Genomic DNA, 24,828 nt, shown 5'->3' on the forward strand with positions numbered 1-24,828 from the left:
TTTATTTGTCCAACCTTTCCGTTAATTCGAAATACGGCGTAAAAGAAAAACTATCACTGTTTATATCATCATTGCTACCTTCAACAGCCAATATATTTTCACCGGGAAACAGTTCTTCTATAAATCCGCTTACATCTAACAGTTCACCGGGTAAACCAAACGGGTTTGAGATAATTGGTATGCCATTAAGATACGCAATGAACGGACCATCACACTCAATGAATAGTGTCATTTTTGTAACTGCATCTGGGTCATTGACTGTAAAATCCTTGCGTACATAAACAGTTAAATAATTGCCCTGCATATCTTCCAGATTGGTCGTAATCCCCTCCCGTCCATATCCAAAATATGAAGGTCCACTCTGCCATCCGCTATCATCAAATACACTGTGTTTCCATTCATCCGGAGGTTCTTGTACTCCTTTAAAATAGTGCCATTCATCACCTTCCTTGATACATACTTTTTCGGACAACAAGGCCAGCACCTCCCCTTCATCTAATGCATAATTGTAGATACGAACGTCGTCTATACTTCCACTGAAAAAACCCCAATCGTTATATCTTGCTCCTATGGCCATATAATTCCGTTCCGTTAATGGTACTATCACATTCCCCGATGGATGCGTTTGTGTATTCACCAACTGCCCATCCACATATAACTTCTGTTTTCCCGTAGTCTTGTTGTATGTACCAACAACATGATACCAACTCCCATTCGAATCGGTAAAATCCTTTGTTGCATCTTTTACGGTCCTTGTCCCGCTTGTATTCCTTGTGACCACAACAAACCTGAGTCTATTGGGCGTACCCGAATTAAAATACAAGTCAAATCCTTCCTGACATTGAACATCGTCATAATATCGAAAACCACCAAATATAACGTTGGTGCCAGATGCGTTTTTATTGAACCATGCAGATACTGAAATCTCGTCATAATTCATGCAAGGAATTGTTACATAATCATCCCCGTCAAAATCCAATGCACCACCGATTTTCCCGGTTGTCCATATAGCGCCATGAACTGTGCCTTTCATGTCATTCCCGGAAGAATCAGTTGCAATCTCTCCCATCCCTTCATCAAATGCATAGCAAGCGTCAAAACCCCACGGATATTCGTCGATACCAGTAGTAAAACTACAGGTGTAATCAGTAAGCATCGCATTACCTGCAATATCCCTTACATCTGTGGTTATCGTTGCCGTGTACTTCGTAGCATATGACATAGGATTTGCCGGTTTAAAAATAGCCGTCATATCGACAGGGTTGTAGTCTACTTGGCCCTCTATGGGACTGCCAATCCCGTCACTTACAAGAAAGGTAGATGTTGTTATGGTGTCTGCGTCCATTGCCTCGTTAAATGTAGCCGTTATCTCCTCAATATTTACAGACACCCTGGTCGCACCATTAACCGGATTCGTACCGCTTACCTCCGGTGACGTCTCATCAAACATATCTTCTGTCGTAAAGTACCATGTGTAATCAGCAAGCATCGCATTGCCCGCAATGTCTCTTACATCCGTAGTTATCGTTGCCGTGTATGTCGTGGCATATGACAGAGGAATTGCCGGTTTAAAAATAGCCGTCATATCGACAGAGCTGTAGTCTACTTGACCCTCTATGGCACTGCCAATCCCGTCACTTACAATAAAGGTAGATGTTGTTATGCCGTCTGCGTCCATTGCATCGCTAAATGTAGCCGTTATCTTTTCGATATTTACTGATACCCCGGTCTCATTCAGGGCAGGACTCGTTGCGCTTACCCTCGGGTATGCCGTGTCGGATGGCTGAGTGGCCCTCAGCATCAGCGCATTAGCATAAAACTGGCCGTTTGGAGACGAAACGGTGAACAGCATATCACCGTCAGCACCAAGGTTGATGTTGGTGAAACGTGCAACGTACCCATTGACGGTATTATCGCCATTTACTATTGTTACCGCTGGATCTGTTTCTCCTGAAAAATCAGCGCCTGGTGTGCTTGCGTTTGTAAAGGACACAACATCCGAGATGGTGGTTGTCGTCATCCGGTCGGTATAGGAGGTATTATTGCGGTTACCGAAAAGAACAAATTCATAGTTCAAATCCGGATCAAGACCGGCAAAGGCAAAGGTAAGATTTGTTCCGCTGTAACTGATAAGCCCCGCACTATCCACAGGGCCGTTGAAAATCGCATATGCATCGGTTCCGCTGTTTGCATTACCGCCTTGAGCCAGTATATTGCAGTAATCTATGTATCCTCCAGCAATAGTTAGGGTGGCCGGGGTATTCGTACCGGTAAAGTAATCCTTCAGCAACCCGTTTTGCCCTGTTGTGTAAAGCGTGATCCTGGTATTCGCCTGCCCTGTAGACCATGAAAGGTCATTGTAAGCAGTAAATACATGAACCCCCTCAACGACCGCTACCGTCACGATTGCCTCATTGGATGAGGCCCCCTCGTTATCCAGCACTGTATAGGTAAAACTATCTGTCCCCGTAAACCCTGCATCCGGCGTATAGGTCACTGTGCCATCATCATTTAATTCCGCTACACCATTGGCAGGATTACTTGCGATTATCACCAAGAGCGGATCAATAGCACCTTCAGAATCAGTATCATTGGCAACAACATCTATCTCAACCGGGGTATTCATATTCGTTACAGCCGCACCATCATTAGCAATAGGTGGTACGTTGCCAGCAAAAACATTATTCATTGTTTTAGTAAAACCAGGCGCAAATCCACTGCCAATTAGAATGAATAAAACCAAGACAAGTAAAATAATATCTAAGGGTTTTTTGAGGAATTGTCTTGACTCCCTATGTTTTCTGCGATAGTTGTTATGCTTCATTTTATTTGTCCTGCCTTTCAGTTAATTCGAAATAGGGAGTAAAAGAGAATTCATCACTGTTTATATCATCATTGCTACATTCAATAGCCAATATATTTTCACCGGAAAACAGTTCGTGTATAAATCCGCTTACATCTAATAATTCGTCCTTCAAACCTGACTCATTTCGGATAATTTCAATGCCGTCAAGATACACAATGAATGGGCCGTCACAGTCAATGGATATAGTCATATTTGTAACTGCGTGTACGTCATCAACAATGAAATCCCTGCGTACATAAAAACTTGAATAACTGCCCTTCATATCTTCAAGGTTGGTAATGTTACTACCACTTTCACTTCCCTTTCCATTTCCATTTCCTTTACCATATCCAAAACCTGACCTTCCCTTTTGCCAATCGCTATCATCAAACCCGATGTGGTACCATCCATCCGGAGGTTCTTGTTTCCCTTTAAAATAGCGCCACTCATCCCCCTTATCGATCTTTACTTTTTTTGAAGAAGATGCTGAGGTAGCCTTAGCATATGCATTCTGCCCAAATATCCCGCTCATACCTAATATGAAGCAAAAGGATATGGTTGTATAAATTATGCAGTTAATCAAATAAAGCCACCAGCTCTTTCGCACGTAACATTTCGATTCCCTTTCCATTTTATCCTCCTCCGTTTTTTTATTCAATTAGGCTGTCTTTGGCAGCAACTTTTTTAACTCCCCCTCTAAAAAGAGAGGCATGGGGGATTAAAGGCATTTTTACACATGTCCTTCCCCTTAATCCCCTCTTTCCAGAATGGAAACCATGATTGAAATTCCTGAGCATTTAAATTATAAACAGGCAAAATTCCCGGTGCAAAGCATACCGGAACAAGGTTTGTCAGTGCCGCCCGTCCGCCCAGTCTCTATTCATCAAAGCAAGAAGTATTAAAATGCATAACCCTGCCATATTCGGTATAGGCGCTCACCCTTGGTGTTTTGAATCCAGGTAAATTCTTATTTTCCATATCGTACCGCCCTTCGATTTTACATTCTTTAACGACCATACATAGCGACATAAGTTTTCAAGTTTTCAACAGCCTGTCATTTACAGGCCAGACCATGAATCCATTATTTTTATGGATTCCCGTTCCCCGTTTTCACGATGACAAGTTTCATGGGAATGACATTTATGTTTCTGATATATGCCGCTATCGTATTACCCTGTAAAAACTTCTTTTTTTTGTAAGTTTCTCTCTGTACTACTATCCATCAATTTCTTGTTTTTTATGCGTGTTTTTCATGCCGCCATTTCCGTAAGTGCTTTAATATCAAGGGCTGAAGCGGTCATCAGTGAACAAGAGAACTTCTGGCCTTTCTCCGTCAAAACATAGCGGTTGGCCCTCGGAACTTTGCGGATTAGACCGTGTGCCCGCAGCATCTTTATCCGCCGGGTCGTTCGTCCGGAATATTTCTTTTGCTGATCCTTGCCGGATTGTTCGGATTCCCGGTAAAGCCACTTACGCAAATCATGGTTGCGGAATCCATTTATCGCGTTTTCGCCTTTGGACAGGAACATCAGCATCTGGTAATCATCCTGCTGCCAGGGATTCAAACCTCGATACCTCTTGCCCTCTTTGACAACCTTGTTACAAGCGCTGCTCACCACTTCTTTCAGTTTCTCCTCTACCTGAGCCGCCGCCAAAGCATCCCCATAACGATCATTGCATTGTTGGCTCACCTCACACCGTCGATGAAGATCGCTTACGCCCTTACGCATCTTCTGCCATGACGCCGGTTTGCCTTCATCATCATTGGGACTCCGAAAGACCTTAAAGTCCCGCGTATTATTGATCGTTGTCTCAATACGCAAGAGACTACCGCTCTTGTTATACATCTTCACTGAATTATAATTCACACTGTGCTTGACCCGTATACCTTCATAGCGTCTTCGATAGTCGCTGATAACCTCATCAGGGGCAGCGCCTGCAAGGTTACGCCTACCCAAATACTTCATCACCGAAGAACTGTCGCAAACCCGCATCGCATGATGAACAAACGATGGAAACAACTCCTCCAATGCCTCAACCGATTTAAACATGATGTCCGTCGCCCACTCCGTCTCATCCGCAGACCAGTAATACTCCGGTTCCAACGGACGAAGAATCTGCGACAATGCCGGGCAACTGCCCAACGCAAGCCCGTTCAGCAGCTTCGCCCAGTCAGTCTTAAGCTGCTCATGGAGCAGAACCTGCGCAGCCGCAATATCCTCTATACGCACAAAACAGTTGCCGTCCTTAACATAATCAATACCTTGCTTCTGAAGTTGCCGCTCCAGCCAATGACGACCATTGAGACAAATGAAAATATTAAACGGCGCCCAACTCTGGATACGAACATGACCAAAACCAAACACTGGATCGTTAAAATAATGATACACAAAGACACACTTGCGGGGCGCCATTACCAACTCGAGCTTCTTGCTGGCCTTGTTGCCCTTGACCATCGGCGCAATACAAGGCTCTACCACACTCAACAGGCAGATGGAACCTTCCGTAATCCTCTTATCCGCCGCGATCTGGCGAGCCAACTTCTCCTTATCAACACCGCTGCTCATCAAATACCGCACCTCGATACCCAAATCTTTCGCCCGCGATTCACAACTGTCTCGCACCTGTGCCGTAAGCCCATTGACCCAACCGGAAAAATCCTTAAGCAGAATTCTCGCTTGGTTCATGAATGTTCCCATCCCACGCTCACTGGCCAACCACCGCAATGTCCCGCGAAAACGAATCCTGTCCAGACCGCTTATTGCACCCACGATCCTGTCTCGATATAATTCCATCAACTTATTCATAAGTAGTGTCCTCCAAATTGTCTGATTACTATTTACGAGGATACTACTATACTTTATAATAAACTAAAAATCACCTTTTTGGTTGCGGCCAAAGGCCGCGCTAGGCCTTTCGTGTTTCGTGGTTAAACTTTTTTGGTTGTGACTTTGCTGCGCTATCTGTATTTCAGGCACTTTAAGGAGTATTATACATCTTTGTTCAAATGCTGTAAATACGCCAAAACGGATATACTCTCAGGAGTACACCCGAAAAGGTGCATGCCACGTTGCAAATAAAAAAGCCTTACTACGAAAATATCTTTAAATATCTCCGGCAGGACTCGTTGCCATTTCACGTCGGCCAATTCTTATCGTGCTTTCTGCAATAACGGTTGCTTTTGAAACGGCAGCCACGCCTCCATATCCTAATGATTGCGCTTCGGCGGCTGCCCACATTCGACGCCCTCTCTCGCCAAGCTCGACTTTCAGAGTGTCATATTTAACTCGAATTACATTTATTGTCTCTTTAGAAATCATCCATGGAATGGAATATAATATAAATGAAAACCAAAAACCTGTATAAACCGATGAGTTATTCATTTACTATACCTAAGTATTTGCACTCATAATTTGTGCAATGCGGCCTGAATCAAGAAAAACGATTGCTCAACTCTTTTGTCCCAGGTATTTTGCATAGCTATGGATCGTTGCAGTGCACCGCTTGCGGGAGTAAAGGATACCAGCGCTTCTTCCAATTTTTGAACAAAGTCATCTCCATCTTTAGCTATATAAACTACATGACCGTGTTCACGTATGACTGGAATATCAGTGGCTACAACTGGTTTCCCGCAGGCGAAATATTCATAGAGCTTGAGTGAATCAATGGCCTTTGTATAGTCATCCCGACGGTGCGGTATTATGTGCAGGTGTTTCCGGATCATGATACGGGCCATTGCATCCCTGGGGAGACTAGCCGTCTTTCGCCTGCAATTGTAGTGCGGCCCTGCCTGACTGCACGATTATGTCGCTCAAAAGCATATTACCACCTATTTGATTGATTAGAATATGTTTCTTTAACGCTGCTTTCGTAATAGAACAGCGTTGCAATTCTGTAAACGGTGCTTATGTATGTCCCATATTGAGAAAGTTCTGCCGGGTCAGAGGCCGGCGACGTAATTTTCTCAAACAACCGGCGTTCCGCAAAATTCCAAATAAATGAATCCTTTTTATCCAGACAAAACTCCCGCATTTGTTCACGCCTTGCCTCGAACCATTTTGTCAAGTCAAACATGTCGGTTTGGAGATGTAATCTTTTGGACGTTTTTACCGATTTGGAATAATAACCGAGAATATTCAAAATTCGTTGCCGGACGCTTTTCAATTTCTTGTAACTATAAAAGTTTATCAAGTGCGTTACAGGGCTTTGAGAACGCCAATGTCCTTTATCCCTCGGCATTCTGTGCAAATCCGGCGATAGTAACCGAATCAGATTATAGTGAAATGGCTCTGTATAGCGTTGTGCTGCCGACATGGAAAATGCGGCCTCAATAAAGGCGCGGGTAATAAAAGGCGAAAAGAAATCCTGCAATTGCATACACATACGTTTATTACTACCACGTTTTCTGTGAATCGCTGAGTAAAGGAAAAAAACATCGGGGATGTCGTTCAGTGCAAATCCGTAGTCAGAATACAGTTTTACAAAGTTGTTCATACAATTTCGCGACTGTTCTATTGCCTCACGACGGATTATTCCACCGCTGTCGTTAACAATCTTCCTGGTAAGGGAATGCTGCATCTGTGCAATATCATACCTGTTCAAAAATAAATCCAGGTCAGGTGTGCTGTAAAAACCCCTTGCCAATTCGCCGCCGCTGCCTCCCAGATCTATAATCTGTTGCTCATTGGACAAGACCTGACATGCCAGCAGCGCTGAGACGTAATCGATGATGACCATGCCGTCTGACTGCAATACAATCTGCCGGCATCCTTGATCCCAGTTGTTTAGAATGTCAGACAACGGTATGTCTATCAATTTGTAATTAAGGTTAAAAGTATCCGCAATCTGTTTTGCGATTTTCGCGTCGGCACCGGATTTTTCACCGAAGGTGTAATATTGTACCGGCAGTCCCGCATGGATAAGTAAAGCTGTCACAAAGCGAGTATCAAGCCCGCCAGTCAGGGCACATTTCACGTTATCAAAACTCTGATTCAGGACGCTCAGGATTTGGGTCAGGTTATCGGCCAGGAGTTTATAATGTGCATCTGTAAATTTTTTATGGCGGAGGCAAGCCAAATCCGAAGGTTTAAAATAACATGTCCGGTCAGGCTCATCGCGGCCCTCTTTCCATGTCCAAAGTTGTCCTGCTGATACTACTCTGATATCTGACAATAATGTACGGTCGTCCCAAACCCAGCCCGTACTGAGGAACAAACTTACTCCAAGCGGGTCTAGTGCGCGGAGCTTACAGATACGTCCGATAAGACGCACACTGTTGCTGATTATCCATAAATCACCCTGATGAAAATAATAGACCTGTTCCATACCGGCAATGTCGGTCATTAATTCGAGTCGCGCCGGTGTATCTGCAGCGCGTATAATGCAATACATTCCTTCGAGGTTTTCAGTGAGGCTGTCCCAGTGTGAAGATAAGGCTTCGGCATGGTGCGCGGAATAAGTGCCGCTTGCATTAACAGGCAAACCGCTGTAGAAAACGACGTCAGAGTCACTTTGTGCGACATAACGCCTGGGAGCGGCAGTAAGGTCTGCCGTATGCATTGAAGCAGTGAGCATAGAGCCTGAAATGCTTCTACGATGCCATAGTGTAGTGGAATCCAATCGCGGATAGATTTCATTCATCTTTTTTAATTCCGCCAATACTTCATGATCACGCCCTTCCGGTAAATTCCAGCCAATAACAAATAAATTCATGATTTTCCTCTTGCACAAAGAAAGATAGACATTCTCCTGGAAATAGAATGATTATGTAAATTGCTCAAATCTTTTTTTATCTCTTAAATAGCTCTTAATACGCCTTAACAGTGACACAAAATATTTTATGATATGTTTTGGAAAATCTCTGACGAAGGTTTTCTTTACCTCTTTCTTAATATCCTCCGGGATATTTCCCAACATTCGTTTTATGTCTTCCCATTCAAAATAAGCACACTTAGTTATCAAAAAACTCACGATTGCACGAGCATAATACATTTTTAGATAATCCATCTCGTCCTTGTCAAAACTGATACTTTTATAATTACTTAGATTTTTATATCCAAAATCTAAATACTCCAATATATGAAATCCATGCTTAACCAAATAATAAAATCCGCCTTTTTTATCTCTCCCCGATTTTGTCAGAACATAATGAACAAAACCAAACTTGTATTTATCCAGTAGTTTAAATACTAATTCCACATCACTCTGGTTATATTTGCTGTTAAATCCATTGAACTCAAAAAACACACTTTTTTTATACATGACAGTATTTGGGGAGCCGTCGGCAACATGCAATTTCAACAGGATTTGCTGTTTCAGTATCTCAGCGCCGTTAAAAACATTCTGTTCAATCGGTAAGCCCATGCTTGTTACATAACGGCCAGCTATACGATATGCGGATACAATACCAATCTGCTCATCCATCTCACCGACTTTGACCATTTTTTCAACACAATCCGGAAATAAATAATCATCAGCCAATGCATACTTTATCCATTTGGAATTGTCCGAACAGTAACCGGCGCATATATTAAAGTTATCATCCATACATACTGTCTTTTCATTCCGGTAAACCCTGATGCGGGAGTCTTTCTTTCTGTATTTTTCTATAATGGATGGGGTGTTATCAGTAGAAGCATTATCTACGATGATATATTCAAAATTCTCATAGGTCTGAGTAAGTACGCCTTTAATGCAATCTTCGATGTGATCCTCTCCGTTATACACAGGACTGCAAATACTGACTAATGTTTTAGTGTTCAATTTCCCTCTATTCCGGAACCGGAGTATTAAGTTTATTAAAAAACCTGTTCATTTCTGCATTTTCTCAGCGTTCTCTGCATATATCTCTTCGTAAGAATTAAATACTTCAATATAGCTTAGAATAGTATCCATGATATCAAGCTTTGTGTCATATCTCTCACGTACTACAAGCATAAAGATCCGCTCAATATAAAAAAACCAGCGATAAATCCTCTCAAAAGATTTCAGGCTCCCGGAAACGGCGGGAGTTATAGCATCTAATTTGGTAATAAGATATGGAAGTGCTGTTTCTATCTCTGCGCTTAATTTGTCAAGTGGAAGTTTCTGATGAAGGGTACGGAAAAAAAAGTAACTGTAAAAATCAAATAAGGCAGACCGGAAAGTTGCACTTTCCCAATCGATGACTTTTAATCCATGTCTTGTATTCAGCATATTAGCTGGGCAGAAATCTCCATGGGTAAGCACAAGAAAAATGAGTGAACTATCTTCGGAATGCACACGCTCACCCATCAAGTGAAAAAAACTTAATATTTTATCAATATTCTTTACACCTAATTCTTTCCTCAGTAAATTGCCAGACACTAAAGTATTTTTAATCTCATAAATATAATTTATTGTGTGTTTCTTTATTGGAAACTGACGTAGTATCAAACTCTCAAGACATGGCACAATATCTTTATAAAACTTTTTTAGCAATATCTTAGAATCTCGCGGATTATTTGAATGGTCTTTAGCGCCACTAATATACTCTTCTTCACACCATCGTTCTTTGATATTTATTCTACTTATAGAGGGAGCAAAATCAAATAGAGCTCCATTTTTCAGACATTCCACTTCTTTTGTAATAGTTGGAATATCGACATTATTTCGGTACACCTTTATTGCTACTCCGCTACGAATATTAAAAATTTTGTACCCTTTATTGACGAGTACACATGTTTGCCCGTAAAAAGGCAACTCTACTAACGAACCAATTTTTTGAATACCAAATTTGTATTTTACAAAACTGATAAACGTAAAAATATTTCCGTGAAAATAAGAAATATATTCGCGAATCTTGCGCTTAATCCATCGTATCGAACATTTTTTTAATCCAATTCCATTATTGGGACGTATGCTATTTTTTTTAAAAAATAGCACACAGAACAACATAAATGGACTCTGTTGCAAACAAAAATAACGACCATGTTCCATGAATTTTATATACTGGTATTTACGTAACATAATTTGGTTTCACTTAACAATTGGAGATTTTCTTGCTAAAAAATACTATCGAATCAATGGTAATTAACTAATAAAGACATGCTTTACCTATTCGGTTATTTAGACAAGGTTGCTAAAACAGACTTAGCGCTCTCTGAATGATATTGTGTCTTCCACTTCAGTAGCGGCCTTATGACTCCTCCGACATTCCCGCCATAATAATCCCCACGTGATAAATTGCCATCGATACTGTCAACAACCTGAAAAGCTGCCGCATCAGGCACCTTAAAGCGGCGGATATTTGGATTTAAAGTTCTTAGAGTTGGTGTAATATAAAAAATTCCTTCTCCCAGAAGATTCCCGGGAATCTGTGCATGAGTCACATATCGTCCCGACAAGCGAGGACGATTTCGCCACTCGGGATCATTTTCAAAAGATATAAACAATTCAATTCCTTCTTCGTTAATCAGGTGAAAATATGAAAACATATTAAATCCATGCCGAAACACTTCGTATACCATCTCAATAGTAACCGGTTGTCCTATGTCAATTGCTTCTGATACGCAACCACTTTCTGAAAGAACCCGTACAGAGTATAAACGCACCACTTCATCACCTGGAGCTTCTTCAGGTTGCCAGGTTCGCTCTGCCCTCGTTCCTTTTTCTGATCCCATATAATGACTAATAACCTCATGAGACGGTCCATCATGCAAGATACCGCCTTTATTGATTAAAATGGTACGAGGACATATTCTTGTAACAGCAGCCATATTATGCGAAACAAAAAGGATGGTTCTTCCGTGCTTCCCGATCTCTTCCATTTTATTTAGGCATTTTTTTTGAAACTGAATGTCCCCAACTGCCAGAACTTCATCAATAAGAAGTACTTCAGGTTCAATGTGGGCTGCTACGGCAAAGGCAAGTCTGACCTTCATACCGCTGGAATACCTCTTTATTGGGGTATCAATGAATTTTTCAATGCCTGAGAAATCAACGATTTCATCAAACTTGCGATCCAATTCTTTTTTTCTCATGCCAAGTATCGTACCGTTAAGATAAACATTTTCTCTCCCGGTGAGTTCCGGATGAAATCCTGTTCCAACCTCAAGAAGGCTTGATATTCTGCCTTGAATTTCCGCTCTTCCACCAGTCGGTTCGGTAATCTTAGAAAGTATTTTGAGAAGCGTTGATTTCCCCGCACCATTTAGTCCTATTATGCCAACAATTTCGCCCTGCCTGACTTCAAAAGAAACATTCTTTACCGCCCAAATTATATCAGAACTGTCATTCTCACGGTTCAGGTCATTAAATCTGTAGAGGGAACGATATTTCCGGTAATTTTCCAGAGGGCTTTTTATAAAGCTGAATATGCTCTTTGCAAAACTGTCGTGCATATTCTCTTTTAGCCCGATCCGATAACACTTACTGATATTTTCAACTTTTATTACTATGTTTTTGTCTTGCATATTATTCCTCATAAGCTGAAATAGCCAAATCAAATTACATCTACAATAATTCTCTCCATACGTCTGAAGTAGTATGCACCGCTCAAAACCAGAAAAATGGCCGTGATTATTCCAGGCCATATGAATGGCCAGGGCAACGGCGTACCAAGCAGGCTCGCCCTGAAACCTTCGATCACGCCTACTATAGGGTTAAAAGAATAAATAATACGATATTTTTCCGGAATGGTGGATGCTGAATAAACAATAGGCGCCGTATAGATCAGTAGTTGCAGCAGAAAAGGTATTGCATGCTTAATATCACGAAACCTTATAGCAAGTGAAGAAAGCCAAAGTCCTATAGCCGCAGGAATTGATGCCATAAGGAGTATAAATAACGGCACAAAAAGAAGATTGAGGGTAGCCGGAACATTATAATAAAACATAACTGCCAGTACAATTACTATGGATATTGCGAAGTCAATAAGTCTTGATAGTATTGGCACAAGGGGGAATATCAGTCTTGGAATATAAACTTTACCCAGCATTTGCTGCCCTGACACCAGACTCTGACTGGATTCCTGCATCGCCTGTGACATATACGTCCAGGGAATAATTGCCACAGTTGAAAAGAGAAAATATGGTATACCCTCTGTTGACACGTTGGCAATTTTCCCAAATATGATGCTAAAAACAATAATTTGCATGCCCGGTTTGAGTATGGCCCAGAATAATCCCAGAATTGTCTGAGCATACATAATCTTGATATCTCTCCAGGCAAGAAAATAAAACAGGTCTCTGTATTCAATAAATTCCTTCAGATTCAATATTTGCCAGCCCTTTTTCGGCTTAATAACAGTCAACTTGGTGTTGCTTGCGTTCAACATATCCCTTGATCTCCTTGATTCTCTTTTGCTAAGTTTACATATAAAGCCTTCATCAAATCTTCGGGTGTACCAATGTCCAGACAATTACCCTCTTTGAAAAGTACAGAATCAATCCGTATCTTATTCTCTATAGCGGCCTGAATAACATCTCCTACAAACAATTCTTTTTTATATCCTAAATTATCGCTCTCTTTTCTGCCTGATACATAATTATGCATGTAATCTGTAAAAGCCGGTGTCCATACGGCAATCTGCCATGTATAAGTCAGTTGAGTATTTTCCGGTTTTATATGAAGCGCGCGAATCTGGCTATTAGTATCGAGTTCTACCATATCGTTTTTATGAGGACGATCAGTGGGAAAAAGCCCAAGCACTATGTCAGAACCTGTCTCTGCCTGTTTGTCAAGTACGCGCACATATGCATTGTCCGGTTGAAATATTATATCAGGGAATCCTAAAGCAACGAGGGCATCCTGCACAAAGGGATATGCCTGATCCAATGTATAAGGTACTCCGTAAGGTAAACCCATCATCAAATATGCAAGGTGCATATCCAGCAATTTACCATCACCATAATAAGTGGGGATATCCCACTTCCCTTCACGTAATATAATATACGCCTTCGTGATGTTGGCCATTCGCATCTTCTCTAAAATATAATGACTGACAACTTTTGGACGCCGGGCATTATTATTTTCTACATAACGAAAGCCGATAGGATACAATTCCTTGCTGCAGGGCAATGGGGAAATCCTGGAGGCTTTGCCACCAGCAGGTATAAGACCAACAATATCTCTTTTAGTTCTCATCTATCGATTTTTTGATTCCTCTGGCCAGTCGTCCTTCCTGTTGTCACAATGTATCTGTAACCGGCCCTCTTTCATATATCTTTCAATGTTGTTATACTGGAATTTAATCGTCATGTCATTAATTGCCTTTTGAACGTCTGATCATATTTTATTTTTTTCTCCAGCACCCCAAATAGCTATCAAAATATTTTGGATCACTTGTAATCTCATCAAAGGAACAATACTTTTTTGTCTGATGACTGGCAAATTTCTCATCAACAGATTCTAAATTATTACAAAAACCTCTGATCAACTCGAGATTGTAAACTCTGCATCTGTTGAATAAAATGGTTGGCTCACTTCTGGCAATTAATGTGTTAAAGATCAAAAATCCGCCGGGTTTAAGTACCCTTTTCATCTCATTAAATGCTTTGACATCGGCGTCTAAATCAAATTCGTCCCCATATCTTCCCAAACCAAAATGAGTAAATGCGCCCAAAGATATAACCGCATCAAATGATTTATCCGGTAAATCGAGTGATCGTGCATCACATGTTATAATTGTCTCATTTTTCAACATCGACTCTCTTTTACGGAAATCGATAGTCGTTACGTCGGAATGAGCCAACATTCCTATAATGAATAATCTCCATGAACCAATATCCAACACCTTTGACGGTTTTGTTTTGTATAAGTGATAGGCAGCAAAATCACAATGAACATTGCTGATAAACGTCGGATGTTCTCCGCCCTGATAACGGAAATCCTTTAAAACGCGAAAACCCCTGTTATTTCTCTTCACTTGTTCAAAGTCGCGATCACATTTTTCCATGGCTTCCCTTATTTCATTTCTTAACTTAAGAGGTTCTTTCTTATACTTGCTCAATCGGAGACCAAATAAGGATAAAACGTTGTTAACGGGATTCATTGTATTACCTCCTTTTTCAATAATAGTTTGTAAAGTTTCTGAAAATATCCAATCTATCTACGGCTTATATTTTTACATTCTGGCAGGTGCCGGCATTCCCAATCATGCCGTAGCAGGTAAACCAGTCTGCTCCGTCTAAAACTTCTACTGCCTTCAAATTCCGCCTGGCAACTGTTATAACATCACAGACCGGACCGACAAAGAGAGCCACGAAAACATTACTACAAATGTTAAACATGTCTATCGTGTTTCTTCACTCGCTACAATCAATCGGTTTTTTATAAGTGCATTGGCAGCATCACTGACTAAGCAGAACTCCATGCCTGATTTTTCGGCTATGTCCAATAAGGTATGAGTACCATCTGAATAGTTCAGCACCCATAGAATTGCCATCTGATCTATTATTTTATCGCTTTGCCCCCCTACTGAATCATAAAGCCCCCTTTTACCCAGTTGTGGTTCACACTTTGGATTAGTATTAAGATATGTCCTGTTATTCTCCAGGACATTTATAACTGAAAGATATTTCTTAAAAGAATCATAAAGATATTCAGGGCGAACAAAATCACAATTATCAGCAGAAGTGTGATATTCAGGATACCTGCCATACGGTGTCCTTTGAAGGGACCCTACGGGTAAATTAAATCCGGGTGAACAAAACTGCCTCTCATCATAACCATACGGTGAAAAATTCATTATATGATACTCATCACCAGAATGTTTCAGTACATGTTCAACTGCCCTGTCGATCTCGGCATTGCCGATTCGTGATCTTTTGTAAGTAGTTTTTCCGGGATCTCCTACGCATGAGACTACAAGTCCATGCTTAATTTTTGTTACACACCCTTCATTCATGGCCAGCCATGTGATAGCCCCGATTGTTGCCGGAATGATAATAATTCTGATCGAATAATAATTGTTTATCGAACGAAGGTATTTCCCCAGCAGTGCGACTAATACCATCCCCGAAACGTTGTCATTGCAGAGAGAAGGATGACATGCATGGCATGATAATAAGATTTCCTTTGAAGTCTGTCCCTTCAGGTAACATTCGCCGTATGTTAAATGCCCCTCTTTCAGTTCAGAGTCGATATGTACTTCATAATCGTCTTCTTCAAGCTGCATCATTTCATTGTAACTCATACAGAAGCCCCAATGTTCCTTGTAGTAAGACGTGCGATAGGGAATCCAGTCGGGATGTTCGGGTAAGGTAATCAAATGCTGTTTTAATTCTGAAAGGGACACTGTTTTGTGTATAGGAACACTATAACCCACAACATGAAGATTTGACTTTTGAAAATCGATAACGCGTTTTCCTTTTGAATTTTTAACATATGCGTCCTTTATGTTCCATTCCTTAGGCACTTTCCAATCATAGACATCAGTCCCTGTTGGCACCTCTACAACAGACAGAGATACGTAATCGTCAATAATGTTTAATGATTCCCTAAATCCTTTACCCGTAATACTCCGGCATATAGGATATAACCTCGCCATTAACCCGACCATTTCATTTTTTAGGTAATCTGAACTTAATGATTTCTCAAGGTCTGCAATATTCATATTATCTGTCCCGATATGTACACAAGGCAGTCTCTGCTCACGTCATTCGCGATTCTCATTACCCTGCCCTGGATGATTGTATAGAAGATTAATGTCATAATTCTATTCATAGACCTTTACTTCGGGAATAAATACGACAAATTTACCACCCCACTCCCGTATATATGACATCTGGGACATTATTTCATCCTTAATGTTCCATGGTAGAATTACTAAATAATCAGGTTTGGTTTTCTTTACTTCTTCCGGTAAAGTAATTGGAATATGAACACCCGGTAAATAATGTCCCTGCTTGTGAGGACTCCGGTCAACGGCATAGTCAATAAAGTCCGTCCTGATACCGCAATAATTTAAGAGAGTGTTTCCTTTGGCGGGTGCGCCATAAGCGGCGATTGACTTGCCGGCCCTTTTTTCTCTGACCAGAAAATCGAGTATCTTTCTCTTTGTTTCTTTTACACTCTCACTGAACGTAACATAATGTTCTAACGTATTAAGCCCTTCTTTAATTTCTTTACTGATAAGCGCATTGACTTTATTTGAAATATTCCTGGACTTATCTTCTTTGTGGCAAGCATAAATTCTCAGTGAGCCTCCATGTGTTTTTACCTCATCAACGTCAAAAACTGTCAGTGCGTGAAACTCAAACACGTCTCTTACTGTCTTGAATGAAAAATATGAAAAATGTTCATGATAAATTGTATCAAACAGGTTTTTCTCAATTAAGCGCATTATATGAGGAAATTCCATGGTAATAATTCCCTCCGGCTTTAGTGCAACTTTTAATCCTTTAACAAAGTCATTAAGGTCTGGAACATGCGCCAATACATTATTGCCAATCAGCAGGTCTCCCTGAATCCCTTCTGCAGAGAGTTCTGACGCTGTCCTGGCACCAAAGAACTTAGATATAGTTTTTATTCCATTTTCGATTGCAGCCCTTGCCACATTTTCTGCAGGTTCAATACCTAAAACAGGAACTCCCTTTTCTTTAAAATACCGGAGAAGATATCCATCATTGCTGGCGATCTCTATAACCTGACTCCGGGAGCTAAAGCCGAATCTTTCTATCATCATTTGGACATATTCTTTTGCGTGTTGTAGCATTGAATCAGAAAAAGAGGAAAAATAAGCATAATCACTAAAGATACTCTCCGGTGATTCAAATTCAATAAGCTGTACCAGAAAGCATTTATTGCAAATATACGTATGAAGTGGATAAAAAGGCTCCATCTTATTAAGTTGAACATCTTTTATGTATGAGTTAGCCAGAGGCGACATACCTAAATCAACAAACGTGTACTTTAAAGAGGCATCACAAAAACGACATCTGTTAGCAATATTCATTTAATCAACTCCGCATTAAAATTTTCAACATTATTGTACTAATGCCTTACTATACAGGGCATTTAACAGGAACAAATGTCAACCCTACAAAAGGATGAGAAGATAAACCTCTGACAATTTGAAAATATTGGTTTTGAAGTCTAACAAGGATATCTGATTTTTTATTAAGCGGCAGCCCCTCTATTGATTTAACCAAAGTTATTTCAGCAAGTGTCCCGCAGAGAGCAATCTCATCTGCAACAAGAAGTTCAGTACGGTCAATCGGACGGCGAACAAACTTAATGCCCTCAGAGTGTGCTATAGCTTCAACAATATCTATTGTTATACTTTCCAGCGCTCCTTCCGTGGCATGCGGAGTATAAATAACTCCTTCACGAACAATGAGAACACAGGAAGTTGTTGCTTCAGCGACGCGTCCCCACTGATTAAGAAGCACCATATCCTGACAACCCAGCGCCTTACCCTCAATCCTTGCGAGACGAGCAACCTGGTAATTTGTACTTGTCTTAATTCTTGCCGGAAGTGAGACATCAGAACTTCTTTGCCACGTGCTCACACCAAGATTAATCGGTTCGGGGATACGCTTATCCATGTGATAAGCAGTTACAGCCAGGTCAGCAACAGTGTTTTCCCCCCAATACCCTTCGGTAACAAAGAGGGTAGTACGTGCCCACATATCACGGTCAGGACCCAGCAGCTCTCCGAGCAACTCATAAATCGCGCTACAGTACTCTTCATATGTGTGGTTAAATGGAATATGCAATAATCTGGCAGACCGGCATAGCCGTTCATAATGGTGACTAAGCCGTACAACTCCAAAACGTCCATCATTCTGCCAATATCCCTTAATCCCTTCAAATACATTGAGACCACGATTCACAGCCTCACATCCGATGTGAAGCGAGGCTTCATCCCATAACCGAAGCTTTCCGCCCATATAAACAAACTTCGGTTGTTGCAGTTTTACCATTTTTGCCTCCTGATGATTATGTTTTAAATATGTTGAATACAATCATTATAATTCCCGGCTTAGAGGCCTATTCCCTCATATCTTTTAATGAGATGCTTTTTCAACATCCTGCGGCCGTCTATAATCAGAGGCTGCTTTTCGCACTTTCCGATAATCTGATGGAGATTCTCGAACTCATCCCAACGGGTAAGCACCAGGATCGCTTCAGCTCCATGAATTGTTTGATTAAGATCATCACAAAAAACAATATTCTTATCTTTAAAGAGTTTCATCGCTTCTTTCTTCGCAACAGAATCATAAGCCCTAATATTCGTATTCCTGGCTATAAGTTCTGTAACAATGGGGATTGCCGGAGACTCTCTCATATCGTCAGTTCCCGGTTTAAAAGACATCCCCAGTACTGCAATCCTAACTCCTTCCAAAGATGGAAAGTGCTTTTCAAGCATATGAATAATCTGCCGGGGTTGCTGCTCATTGATCTTCATCACCGCTTCCAGAAGCCACATTGGCTTGCCCAGTTTTTTCCCATAGGCATTTAACGCATTTACATCTTTCGGGAAACAACTCCCGCCGAAACCACAGCCGGCCTGAAGATATGTAGTAAACGCCGGAGTAATACGTTTCCCATTGTCCATGATAGGACTCAGTCGTTTATCCAGATGCAACCCACGCATGACATCAACAACATCAGTTCCACCAATTGCCGCACACAGATTCCCAATTTCATTTGAGAAGGAAATCATGGTAGCCAGCAGGGAATTAGAGGTGTACTTAATCATTTCTGCCGTTTTGTTATTTGTCCTCAGCATGTCAATATTATCGAATACGCTATACATTTTTTCTAGTACACCAATACTTTTATCATCCATTCCGCCCATAACTATTCGGTCCGGGAACATAAAATCCTCGATCGCCTCTCCCTCTCTGAGAAACTCCGGGTTCATTCCAACACCAAAGTCTTTGCCGGCTTTCTTTCCAGAGGCATGTTCAAGGATGGGAAGAACAACGTCATCAGTTGTTCCAGGGACAACTGTACTCTTGACAACAACTACGTGATACGAGGATTTATCCCTCATGGCCATCCCAATCTGACGAGAAGCCTCTTTCACGTAATGCAAATCAATTTCTGTCCCGTCAAATGGAGTCCCAACCGCTATGAGTGATAAATCTGTTTCCAGGACAGATTGATAAAGGTCTGTTGTTGCCCTGAAATTTGCATTGATGTTTTTCTTTAGTAATGCTTCCAGGTTTTTCTCGTATATGGGAGGAATCGCCTTATTAATCTTTTCTACCTTCATTTGATCCACGTCAACGCAAATAACCTGATGCCCTTTTTCGGCCAGGCATATGCCGGAAACCAATCCAACATATCCGGTACCAATGATAGAAATTTTCATTATGCTTCCTCCGCTTCGCGATTATCGTTATACCAGATCAATGTCCTTTTCAAACCTTCATCTAAAGATACGCCCGGAGCGTATCCTAATTCCTTTCTGGCTTTTGTTATTACAGGACAGCGTCGGTTGGGGTTATGAGTCAGGTAGTCTTTATCGGTGCTTACTTTATAAACAACTTTGCCTTTATAATTAAAAAGTGCTTTAGAAAGAGACACCACTTTTTCTGCAAGCTCTGCTACGGAAATCTCCGGTTCTTCTTTTCCTATGTTATATGATTCCCCGTTCTTTCCATTAGTAAGAACCTTATAGTAACCGGTTATCGAATCTGCAATATAACAAAAGGTTCTGGTTGCTGACCCATCAGAAAGAAGTACAATATCTCTCCCTGTAAATACATCTCTCGCAAAATCAGGAAGCGCTCTTTTATCGGTAATCTTCAACCCGGGACCATAATTGTTAAACGGTCTGGCAATTTTTATGGGGAGATTGTACTTTATGGCATAATTGACACAGAGTGTTTCTCCGTATCGTTTTGATTCATCATAACATGCCCGGGGGCCAGTGCATGATACATGGCCAAAATATGTTTCAGGTGTAGGGATATTTTCAGGTGTCGGATCCCCGTATATTTCACTGCTAGAAAAAAATAAAAAACCCTCTACCGGTTTATTCTTTTCTTTTTGCCTGAGACAGTAATCCAGTAAATTACGCAATCCATTTACATTAGCATCCATAGTTTCTATTGGATACATTCTGTAAAAAGAAGGTGATGCAATAGACGCAGCGTGAATAACAAAATGAAAATCATCCATATCAACCGGGAGTGGATGTGTAATATCATGCCTGATTAATTTTATATTCTCATTGTTTTTCTCTATAGTCGTAAGCCAGTGAGGTACACCACGGATAAAATTATCGTATACTGTTACATTAATCTGCCTGGTTTTATCCACCTTTGTATTCCAATGTAAAAGAGCCTGTACCAGGTAATAACCAAGAAAGCCGGCTCCTCCGGTTATTAAGACTTTTTTCCCTGATAAATGTGCAAATTCTTTATTTAAGTTGTAACAGATTAATTCCAGATCCTTATTAATAATGTCCAGAGAATTTTCCATAATAGTTTTATTATCAGTTCCTGATATATTCATCCATTACCATACCTTCCAGGGCGCTTTACCCGATTTCCATAATTCCTCAAGCTCATACTTATCACGCAGATTATCCATCGCATGCCAAAAACCACTGTACCTGTATGCCGAAATAGCACCGTCACGGGCAAGATTCTGCATGGGATCCTGTTCCCAAACCGTTGAGTCGCCGGATATATAATCAATAACACCAGGCTCCATTACAAAGAAACCCGCGTTTATCCATGCGCCGTCACCGTCCGGCTTTTCTTTAAAACTCGAAATCCTGGATTCTTCTTCATTTATTTTTATGACCCCAAATCTGCCGGGCGGCTGCACAGCGGTAAGAGTTGATAGTGAATTCTGCTTCCTGTGAAATTCTATCAGCTCTCTGATATTGATGTCCGAAACTCCATCACCATAGGTCAGACAGAATGTTTCTTTGCCCACATAGTCTTTGATCCTTTTTATCCTGCCTCCGGTCATTGTTTTTTCGCCTGTATCAACCAGCGTGACCTTCCACGGTTCCACGCCATTATTATGAACCTCTATCCTGTTATTTTTCAGGTCATATGTAACGTCAGACATATATAAAAAATAATTTGAAAAATATTCCTTGATAACATGTCCCTTGTAACCAAGACAGATAATGAAATCATTCAATCCATAGGCAGAATAGATTTTCATAATATGCCAGAGAATAGGCTTCCCGCCGATCTCCACCATTGGCTTAGGACGTATTGTACTCTCTTCTGATATGCGCGTGCCATAGCCTCCGGCAAGTATCACAGTTTTCACAATAATCACTCCCTTTCTGTATTAAAATCAGAATTGTCTTGCGCAGGTGCATGATGTTTTATCCTAAGCAAACCAAAGACCAAAAAATTCGTAACGGATATTTCGATTTCATTGCTAACTGTTTAAAGCGAAAAAATATAAATATAAATTTGGAATAAAAATAATGATTCTCCGCTATTTTGCCGGAACTCCTGTCGATATCCTGTGAAAACTACTGTATGCTTTATAGAGAGCACGTCCGGTAGAATAGTTGAGGATTATACTACACATAGACAAGACAAGCTTAAGTGAAATGGTTTCAGGAAAATATTCTTATGCAGAATTTGCGTGATTGTATGCAATACCACGAAGTAAATGATATGCTGATATGACTGGTTATTGGAGGATATTCCATCTCCACAATGCTAAGTAATAATAATATTACTTAGGTTTACTAAGCAGGAATTTGTGTAACAACAAATTTTGCTTATTATTTTTAACGCATGATTTGCGTGACTACAGATTTCTTCGATATTAATTGATGCAGTTTGGTAATGGCAAGCCCGGGAAAAATATCTTCATTCCTTTTCGAATGTTCAGGATGTTGCAGATAATGACAACGAGACCATTGTTAACAGAAAATATCAGAGAAGTTGAGATAGATACTTAAACTCCAATGAATAGGTTTCCTCTCAACATTTTTAACGCAAGATTTGCGTGATTATTGATTTTCTGTAAATATTTAGTATTTACAAAGGACTGAAGATGCACCGTAACTATTCAGCGTAATTTATTAAACTACCGGAGATCAGAGCGCGACTCTTTCCCAAACCTTGTACTGAACATATTGAAGTATCTGTTTGGGAACGTAATTGCACTGGAAACTTTGTTTCCAGTGAGGGTCTGACTTGACAAATTACAAACTGCCTTAACCCTGTGATTTTATTCCCTATCTATCAGCAAACAGACGAGAAACCGGAGTTTCTCGAACAAATGCATTCCCAAACTGGAGTTTGGGAACGAGCCGTGTATCGTTTACGCTGAATAGTTACGATGCACCTCTCTCAAACTTGCTGTTCGGGAACGTAAAGGTGACGGAAACTACATTCGTGGGTTCACTCACTCATTAGAAGGCTTTTGTCAAGGACAAAATATCTCCGGTCGCAAAAATATCTACATTTTCACGTTTTGAATACCCCTCCAAGTACGGAATCGCTCTTACTGCTGTTTACGAAAATGACTATACCGTTCACGTTTATCTACGCCCGTGGTATTTCGCAATTGTTTTGGTATCGTTCTCATCCGCACCATTCACCCATCGGGATCAAGGCTTTGTGAAAGACTTTCTCACCGCCCCTGACTTATCTTCTGTCCCAGAAAACCATCGGTTCCATACCAGTGTCCAATCGTTATTCACAGAATATTCGGCTCTACGGCCAAAACCTCACGGCTCATGGTATGGGCAGATCAGAATGGAATATTCTTTTTCGCCGATTCCTTTACCGGCACAACTCATAATAAAAGGTGGAACAACTTCCAATCAGGTTTCATGGATTGGTTACCTAACCCGCAACCGGTTCCTTGCACCACCTAATCTGCTTGCTACCCAAACATTTTTTTCTCGTCGTAGTTTACTTGCTCCTTTATTATGTAATAACATGCCCTGGCCAGCTTATTGCTCAAGGCTTTCGTTGCCAGAACTACATGGCTCTTTGACGCCTTCCTCTGATGCCATTTCCTTCCCTTTTCGCAAAATCTTACGTGAAAATGCGCTGCCTCCACATACGCCCACGCAAGGTATTTATTCCCGTTCTTACGGTTTCCTTTCCCTTTGCTCTTACCATTCGATAATTTTTTTGCCGATACGCATCTGCAATAAGATGAATACATCCCCACATCACTAAATCGCTCTATGTTCCCAGTCTCCAGCATTATCGTCATTGCCAGGATTTCGCCTATCCCTGGCACCTTGAGCAATTTCTTATACGGCTTCTTTAGCTTCACCTCCTTTAATACCGCTTTCTCTATCTTGTATATCTGCTTATTTAATACCTCTATTACCTCGTGATCGCACTGTGCTGACATGGTCAAATGCACGTCGCTGAACATCCCCATTACCTCTTCGTTACTCAGCTTCTTTATCGTATCACCGCTTATCGGTACTCCTTTGTTACGGTTTACCATCGTTTGCATACTCAATATATGCGCTGTCCTTTGTTGTACCAACATCATCCGCTTCCTCAGTAAATCCCTCACTGACCGCGTCTCTTTGGGATAAATATATCCCTCTGGTAATATCTTTAACCGTAACATCTTTGCCAACCAAAACGAATCCCTCGTGTCGTCAATGTACTTTAATCCCTCATACTGCTGCATTGCCGATGTATTTGCCAGGTGTACCTGATAGCCTGCCTCCATCAGACCATCCACTATCCAGTACCAGTTAAAGGTCGATTCTACTACTATACCCTTTATTTCTTTTTTGTATGGCTCTAATACGCGCTTTATTTCATTGATGTCATTACGGTTTCTCCTCTTGAATACCTTCCGATCCTCCTCATCGAGTATTCCAATATAATTATTATCACCATGTAAATCTATTCCTACGAAATATCCCATTGCTCGCTCCCTCCTTACTTTGTTATTATTTAACAATCGCCTTTCACGGTATCCTCCATTTTACCATGAAGAGTGCGCTCGGAGGTGCCTTCTATATGATTATCAGGTTTGTAACCTGAACCAAACGTTTTATGCTTTCAATCCCGCCTTCTATTAGCAGAAAAATGGCAAAATGTATC

Annotated in this window: 19 protein-coding genes and 1 pseudogene; all 20 read right to left on the reverse strand. The window is 40.9% G+C overall.

Features of this window, described 5'->3' with window-relative positions:
• Position 1: 1 nt before the first annotated feature.
• Positions 2-2,824 carry an Ig-like domain-containing protein gene (locus tag KSMBR1_RS02585; protein WP_099323929.1) on the reverse strand — a complete coding sequence of 941 codons (2,823 nt, stop codon included), beginning with the start codon at positions 2,822-2,824 and terminating at the stop codon, positions 2-4.
• Between the two features lies 1 nt (position 2,825).
• The gene (locus KSMBR1_RS20650) at positions 2,826-3,476 is read right to left on the reverse strand and encodes a hypothetical protein (RefSeq protein WP_157820332.1); all 651 of its coding nucleotides are present in this window, start codon (positions 3,474-3,476) and stop codon (positions 2,826-2,828) included.
• 619 nt (positions 3,477-4,095) lie between these two features.
• Positions 4,096-5,652: a hypothetical protein gene (locus KSMBR1_RS02595; RefSeq protein WP_099323647.1), complete on the reverse strand. Its 1,557-nt coding sequence runs from the start codon at positions 5,650-5,652 to the stop codon at positions 4,096-4,098.
• 324 nt (positions 5,653-5,976) lie between these two features.
• A pseudogene (locus KSMBR1_RS20655) lies at positions 5,977-6,165 on the reverse strand (ISAzo13 family transposase); the annotation flags it as partial.
• A gap of 86 nt (positions 6,166-6,251) precedes the next feature.
• Positions 6,252-6,581 (reverse strand): glycosyltransferase, encoded by a 330-nt coding sequence (locus KSMBR1_RS02600; RefSeq protein WP_099323931.1) that lies wholly within the window; start codon positions 6,579-6,581, stop codon positions 6,252-6,254.
• A gap of 86 nt (positions 6,582-6,667) precedes the next feature.
• Positions 6,668-8,557 carry an asparagine synthetase B family protein gene (locus tag KSMBR1_RS02605; protein ID WP_099323932.1) on the reverse strand — a complete coding sequence of 630 codons (1,890 nt, stop codon included), beginning with the start codon at positions 8,555-8,557 and terminating at the stop codon, positions 6,668-6,670.
• 51 nt (positions 8,558-8,608) lie between these two features.
• Positions 8,609-9,607 (reverse strand): glycosyltransferase family 2 protein, encoded by a 999-nt coding sequence (locus KSMBR1_RS02610; RefSeq protein ID WP_157820334.1) that lies wholly within the window; start codon positions 9,605-9,607, stop codon positions 8,609-8,611.
• A 48-nt stretch (positions 9,608-9,655) separates the two neighbouring features.
• The gene (locus tag KSMBR1_RS23875) at positions 9,656-10,831 is read right to left on the reverse strand and encodes a phosphotransferase family protein (RefSeq protein WP_099323934.1); all 1,176 of its coding nucleotides are present in this window, start codon (positions 10,829-10,831) and stop codon (positions 9,656-9,658) included.
• A 95-nt stretch (positions 10,832-10,926) separates the two neighbouring features.
• Positions 10,927-12,276, reverse strand: coding sequence for an ABC transporter ATP-binding protein (locus KSMBR1_RS02620; RefSeq protein WP_099323935.1), 1,350 nt, complete (start codon positions 12,274-12,276; stop codon positions 10,927-10,929).
• Between the two features lie 29 nt (positions 12,277-12,305).
• Positions 12,306-13,139, reverse strand: coding sequence for an ABC transporter permease (locus KSMBR1_RS02625; RefSeq protein ID WP_099323936.1), 834 nt, complete (start codon positions 13,137-13,139; stop codon positions 12,306-12,308).
• A complete protein-coding gene (locus KSMBR1_RS02630; protein ID WP_099323937.1) occupies positions 13,133-13,948 on the reverse strand; it encodes a sugar phosphate nucleotidyltransferase in 816 nt (271 codons plus the stop codon). The genes KSMBR1_RS02625 and KSMBR1_RS02630 overlap by 7 nt, the downstream gene beginning before the upstream one ends.
• Before the next feature lie 148 nt (positions 13,949-14,096).
• Positions 14,097-14,855 (reverse strand): class I SAM-dependent methyltransferase, encoded by a 759-nt coding sequence (locus KSMBR1_RS02635; RefSeq protein WP_157820335.1) that lies wholly within the window; start codon positions 14,853-14,855, stop codon positions 14,097-14,099.
• Between the two features lie 64 nt (positions 14,856-14,919).
• Positions 14,920-15,093 carry a hypothetical protein gene (locus KSMBR1_RS20660; RefSeq protein ID WP_157820336.1) on the reverse strand — a complete coding sequence of 58 codons (174 nt, stop codon included), beginning with the start codon at positions 15,091-15,093 and terminating at the stop codon, positions 14,920-14,922.
• Positions 15,094-15,095: 2 nt separating this feature from the next.
• Positions 15,096-16,418, reverse strand: a complete 1,323-nt coding sequence (locus tag KSMBR1_RS02640) for a DUF4910 domain-containing protein (RefSeq protein ID WP_099323938.1) — start codon at positions 16,416-16,418, stop codon at positions 15,096-15,098.
• A gap of 102 nt (positions 16,419-16,520) precedes the next feature.
• Entirely contained in the window at positions 16,521-17,759 is a 1,239-nt protein-coding gene (locus tag KSMBR1_RS02645; RefSeq protein ID WP_099323939.1) for a class I SAM-dependent methyltransferase, read from the reverse strand.
• A gap of 49 nt (positions 17,760-17,808) precedes the next feature.
• The gene (locus tag KSMBR1_RS02650) at positions 17,809-18,729 is read right to left on the reverse strand and encodes an aminotransferase class IV (RefSeq protein WP_157820337.1); all 921 of its coding nucleotides are present in this window, start codon (positions 18,727-18,729) and stop codon (positions 17,809-17,811) included.
• Between the two features lie 59 nt (positions 18,730-18,788).
• Positions 18,789-20,126, reverse strand: a complete 1,338-nt coding sequence (locus KSMBR1_RS02655) for a UDP-glucose dehydrogenase family protein (protein ID WP_099323941.1) — start codon at positions 20,124-20,126, stop codon at positions 18,789-18,791.
• Positions 20,126-21,274, reverse strand: coding sequence for an NAD-dependent epimerase/dehydratase family protein (locus KSMBR1_RS02660; RefSeq protein ID WP_197705311.1), 1,149 nt, complete (start codon positions 21,272-21,274; stop codon positions 20,126-20,128). Before KSMBR1_RS02660 ends, KSMBR1_RS02655 begins: the two co-directional genes overlap by 1 nt.
• Before the next feature lie 3 nt (positions 21,275-21,277).
• Complete coding sequence (gene rfbF, locus KSMBR1_RS02665) at positions 21,278-22,051, reverse strand: glucose-1-phosphate cytidylyltransferase (protein WP_099326952.1); 774 nt, start codon at positions 22,049-22,051, stop codon at positions 21,278-21,280.
• Between the two features lie 1,581 nt (positions 22,052-23,632).
• On the reverse strand, positions 23,633-24,649 hold the full coding sequence (locus tag KSMBR1_RS02670) for an IS110 family RNA-guided transposase (protein WP_099323925.1): 1,017 nt from the start codon (positions 24,647-24,649) through the stop codon (positions 23,633-23,635).
• Positions 24,650-24,828 lie beyond the last annotated feature (179 nt).

The sequence above is a fragment of the Candidatus Kuenenia stuttgartiensis genome (assembly GCF_900232105.1).
Taxonomy (GTDB): Bacteria; Planctomycetota; Brocadiia; order Brocadiales; family Brocadiaceae; genus Kuenenia; species Kuenenia stuttgartiensis_A.

What these genes read in the sequence shown, in the direction of transcription:
- KSMBR1_RS20650 (WP_157820332.1), bottom strand. Translation starts at nt 3,476, where the DNA reads ATGGAAAGGGAATCGAAATGTTACGTGCGAAAGAGCTGGTGGCTTTAT.
- KSMBR1_RS02640 (WP_099323938.1), bottom strand. Translation starts at nt 16,418, where the DNA reads ATGAATATTGCAGACCTTGAGAAATCATTAAGTTCAGATTACCTAAAA.
- KSMBR1_RS20660 (WP_157820336.1), bottom strand. Translation starts at nt 15,093, where the DNA reads ATGTTTAACATTTGTAGTAATGTTTTCGTGGCTCTCTTTGTCGGTCCG.
- KSMBR1_RS02660 (WP_197705311.1), bottom strand. Translation starts at nt 21,274, where the DNA reads ATGAATATATCAGGAACTGATAATAAAACTATTATGGAAAATTCTCTG.
- KSMBR1_RS02605 (WP_099323932.1), bottom strand. Translation starts at nt 8,557, where the DNA reads ATGAATTTATTTGTTATTGGCTGGAATTTACCGGAAGGGCGTGATCAT.
- KSMBR1_RS02650 (WP_157820337.1), bottom strand. Translation starts at nt 18,729, where the DNA reads ATGGTAAAACTGCAACAACCGAAGTTTGTTTATATGGGCGGAAAGCTT.
- KSMBR1_RS02630 (WP_099323937.1), bottom strand. Translation starts at nt 13,948, where the DNA reads ATGAGAACTAAAAGAGATATTGTTGGTCTTATACCTGCTGGTGGCAAA.
- KSMBR1_RS02635 (WP_157820335.1), bottom strand. Translation starts at nt 14,855, where the DNA reads ATGAATCCCGTTAACAACGTTTTATCCTTATTTGGTCTCCGATTGAGC.
- KSMBR1_RS02625 (WP_099323936.1), bottom strand. Translation starts at nt 13,139, where the DNA reads ATGTTGAACGCAAGCAACACCAAGTTGACTGTTATTAAGCCGAAAAAG.
- KSMBR1_RS02595 (WP_099323647.1), bottom strand. Translation starts at nt 5,652, where the DNA reads ATGAATAAGTTGATGGAATTATATCGAGACAGGATCGTGGGTGCAATA.
- KSMBR1_RS02655 (WP_099323941.1), bottom strand. Translation starts at nt 20,126, where the DNA reads ATGAAAATTTCTATCATTGGTACCGGATATGTTGGATTGGTTTCCGGC.
- KSMBR1_RS02645 (WP_099323939.1), bottom strand. Translation starts at nt 17,759, where the DNA reads ATGAATATTGCTAACAGATGTCGTTTTTGTGATGCCTCTTTAAAGTAC.
- KSMBR1_RS02585 (WP_099323929.1), bottom strand. Translation starts at nt 2,824, where the DNA reads ATGAAGCATAACAACTATCGCAGAAAACATAGGGAGTCAAGACAATTC.
- KSMBR1_RS02620 (WP_099323935.1), bottom strand. Translation starts at nt 12,276, where the DNA reads ATGCAAGACAAAAACATAGTAATAAAAGTTGAAAATATCAGTAAGTGT.
- KSMBR1_RS23875 (WP_099323934.1), bottom strand. Translation starts at nt 10,831, where the DNA reads ATGTTACGTAAATACCAGTATATAAAATTCATGGAACATGGTCGTTAT.
- KSMBR1_RS02670 (WP_099323925.1), bottom strand. Translation starts at nt 24,649, where the DNA reads ATGGGATATTTCGTAGGAATAGATTTACATGGTGATAATAATTATATT.
- KSMBR1_RS02600 (WP_099323931.1), bottom strand. Translation starts at nt 6,581, where the DNA reads ATGGCCCGTATCATGATCCGGAAACACCTGCACATAATACCGCACCGT.